At 58.4% G+C, this 3,469-nt stretch carries 4 protein-coding genes; 1 reads left to right on the top strand and 3 read right to left on the bottom strand.

Annotation, left to right across the window (positions count from 1 at the left end; translation table 11 throughout):
• Nucleotides 1-46: 46 nt before the first annotated feature.
• The 3 genes from EE36_RS07870 to EE36_RS07880 form a co-directional block, all read right to left on the bottom strand.
• The gene (locus EE36_RS07870) at nt 47-901 is read right to left on the bottom strand and encodes a YdiY family protein (protein ID WP_005851082.1); all 855 of its coding nucleotides are present in this window, start codon (nt 899-901) and stop codon (nt 47-49) included.
• A gap of 156 nt (nt 902-1,057) precedes the next feature.
• The gene (locus tag EE36_RS07875; protein ID WP_005851083.1) at nt 1,058-1,957 is read right to left on the bottom strand and encodes a LysR family transcriptional regulator; all 900 of its coding nucleotides are present in this window, start codon (nt 1,955-1,957) and stop codon (nt 1,058-1,060) included.
• A gap of 104 nt (nt 1,958-2,061) precedes the next feature.
• Entirely contained in the window at nt 2,062-2,811 is a 750-nt protein-coding gene (locus tag EE36_RS07880) for a VacJ family lipoprotein (protein WP_005851084.1), read from the bottom strand.
• A 189-nt stretch (nt 2,812-3,000) separates the two neighbouring features.
• On the opposite strand from EE36_RS07880, the gene EE36_RS07885 reads away from it, so the two are divergent.
• Nucleotides 3,001-3,469, top strand: a 469-nt coding sequence (locus tag EE36_RS07885) for a RidA family protein (RefSeq protein ID WP_005851086.1), incomplete at its 3' end; no start/stop codon positions are given.

The following is a 3,469-nucleotide window of genomic DNA, read 5'->3' on the forward strand; positions in this document are numbered from 1 at the left end:
GAAGGCGGTACGAGGAGACCCGCCCCCGAGGGTTTGACGGTCTGGCTTAGAAGCCCAGAACCAGCGACACACCCAGGGTATTGTCAGTGGATTTCAGGCCCGCAACCGGATCGGTGTTGTAGTCGGTACGGTAGCTTACGCGTGTCGACAGGTTGTCGGACATCTTGTAGTTGATGCCAGCGTCGTTCGACACGATGGTGTTCACGTCAGAGCCGACAATGTCGGTGTCCATGGTGAAGGATACGATGTCGTTGAACGCGTAGAAGTAGCGCGACGAGGCGATGAAGCCGACTTCGGTTTCGGAGGTGCCGGTTGCGTCTTTAAAGTAGCGTACACCGGGGCCCGCTTGAACGCGCCATGTGTTGTCTTCTTTATTGATCGCGCGGTAACCCGGACCAAAGCCCAAGAATGCGTCTGTTTCGGAACCGTCAACGGCTGCACCGGATGTGTCGGTCAGGTAACCGTCATATTGGTAACGGGCCAGGCCGAACGCATAGAACTCGGGCGTGAAGTAGCGGCTACCTTCATAGGTACCAAAGAACTTCTCTTCGCTCTTGGTGCCGTTTGCTTCGCCGTATTCTACCGCAAAACCAACCAGGTGGTTCCAGTCGCCGACACCGTATGTCAGGCGGCCAGCGCCCGATACTTCGCCGTTGTCTGTGTTGCCGCTGGTGCCCGATGCGGACAGGGCGAAAGACCCGCGCCAGCCTTGGGCAACGCCATTGGCGCCATAACGTTCTGCGTCGGTGCCGCGGGCCAGGTCGGTGTTCACATCATCGGTGATGTCGTCGATCTGGTCGTTCAGCGTTTCAATGCCAAGCGCACGTTGCTGCGCGAAAACGGGAGCAGCAGCCAAGAGTGCGATTACGGAAACCGCGGACGCTTTAAGTACTGTATTCATTGGGGAATCCTTTCCCTTAGAAGTGACCCGCCTCGTTGATTGAGGCGAGAGCATCTCTGCTGAGAATGGATTTAAGATAGGGGGTCAGATAAGTGAAATTCGAATAAATCGTGCATGAAGCAAGTATTACTCGTGTTAACTGCCCTTGAAGCGGAATTAAGGCGTGTTTTGCCCGTTGTCCAAGCTCTCGATCAGGATATTCTGTTGATTTTCAGCCGCTTGAGCGAGGTCCATCAAACTACGCCGTGCGATCGACAGCATCTCGGGGTCCAGATCTTCGCGCCAGACCACCCATGCGGGGTACGCAAAGCGTGGGGAATTTGCCACAACATGCAGTTTTCCGACGTCGAGATACCGTTGCACTGCCCGTGCGGGCAGGTAGGCAGCGGCGCGACGGTTGACGATATAGTCGGCCGCAAGCCCGCCAAGGGCCAATGATCGTCCCGAATTGGTGAGATGGGGCAGGGCGCTGGCGTGCATATGTGTAAACTCCGGCCCCCAGTCGACCGCGACATATTCTTTGCCAAGATCTTTGACGTCCGTTTCAAAGGACGCGACGAGAATCAGTTCTTCCTCCAGCACGGGTTCGACGCGCAAACCGGGGCGCAGCTGCGGGGTGTAAAGCAAAGCGGCCTGAATAACCCCTTCGACCAGAAACCGCGTCAGCCGGTCGGACATGCCCATTTCGGCGTGAATACTAAGTTCGGGCATCATCGCTTGCATCGCGTCGATCCAGCGAAAGCCAAGCTTGTGCCAAAGGGCGTGCTGCGCGCCGAAGGAAAAGCTGCGGCTGTATCCTTCGGGGATGGCGATCTGCTGGCGCGCTTCTTCCCATATCTTGAGAAGGCTCAGCGCGTATGAGGTGAATTGTTCGCCTTCCGAGGTCAGCACCGCCCCCGCTTTTGATCGTTTGAACAGCGGGTGGCCCAGGCTGTCCTCAAGCCGTTGCACGCGCAGGCTGACAGCGGATTGGGTGACAAACAGCCGTTCGGAAGCAGCGACAAAAGAGCCGGTGTTGGCGACTTCGATAAAGGTTTTGATCAGGGTGATATCCATGCCCTGATAATGATCCTCCGCAGGCCCGTTGCCAAGCTGCCCTGACCTGAATCGCGCGCCCCTATCCGAAAGAGACCGGAAGGGAGGCGCGTGTTATTTGATGCTTAGTCAACCATGCGCGGGCCGGTGGTGGCAGCGATGCTGGTGGGGCGCGCCAGATCGGCACGGCGCTTTTGCAGATAGTCGTGACGTGCCTGGGCATAGCTGTCGCCCGATGCGGAGATTGGCACTTGTTTGCCATTCACGATGCGGCGGTTTTTCTCGAATGCGCTATCGGCATAACCGGTGACGGTGCCGACATAGCTTTCGGGGCTATCAAGCGTATAGGACAGCGGGTTGGTGAACAGGTCCACGACGCGGCCGGCGGTGTCGCGACGGGTCGATGGCCCGATCAGCGGAAGTTCGATATACGGGCCTTCGCCCACACCCCAGACATACAGCGTTTCGCCAAAGTCGGTATCATGCTCGGGCACTTTGAATTCGCTCGCGACGTCGAACAGGCCGCCCATCCCAAGCGTGCTGTTTACCAAGAAGCGGTAGGTCGACAGGCCAAAGCCCGCGAGATCCGCCTGCAAGGCGCTGTTAACGGCAGCTTGCGGCATCGACAGGTTCTCGGAGACGTTATGCACGACCGTCTGGAATTCGATCGGCACCGCCCCCAGCACGCGGTTGGGTTTGCCGGATCCGCCGATCTTCTGATTGAAGGCGTGGACCTTGCGGTTACCGGCCTCGTGCGGGTCATTGACCCCTGCGGGCTGGGGGCGCGATGCACCGCTACAGGCGGCAAGACCTGCAACCAAAGTGACACCCACAAGGGCGCGCAGCGATGTGGAGAGGGTCGTGGCCTTGAACATGGTATAAATCCCGAAAACGCGTGAAAAACATGGTTTGTTATGCGCAGCGTCCCCGAAATACGCAACATGAGTTTCCTTGGGCGGCTCGCGTTGGTGGCAGGTGTTGCAGTTCCTCCCTCTTGGGTCTTTTCGTTTCTCCATCGCATCGCTATCGTCCCGCAAAAGCCATTCATTCCAAGGAAGTCCCCCATGAGCATCACCAGCCGTCTGAACGATCTTGGCGTCACCCTGCCCGACGCACCTGCCCCTGCGGCGAACTATGTGCCCTTCGTGAAAACCGGCAACACGGTCTATGTTTCGGGCCAGATCTCGAACGGGCCGGACGGGTTCATCACCGGAAAACTGGGCGCGGATATGGATGTCGCCGCGGGTGCCGAAGCCGCCAAGACCTGCGCGATCAGCTTGCTGGCGCAAGTCAAAGCCGCATGTGACGGCGATATCGAACGGCTCAAGCGGGTGGTGAAGCTGACGGCCTTTGTGAACTCCACCGCCGACTTCACCGACCAGCCCAAAGTGGTTAACGGGGCCTCTGACTTCCTAGTCGAAGCTTTGGGGGATGCGGGGCGTCACGCGCGCTCGGCCGTTTCTGCCGCTTCCTTGCCGCTGGGTGTCGCGGTCGAGATCGAAGCATTTTCGAAATCGAATGACCCTACCACAG

The organism is Sulfitobacter sp. EE-36, assembly GCF_000152605.1.
GTDB lineage: Bacteria > Pseudomonadota > Alphaproteobacteria > Rhodobacterales > Rhodobacteraceae > Sulfitobacter > Sulfitobacter pontiacus.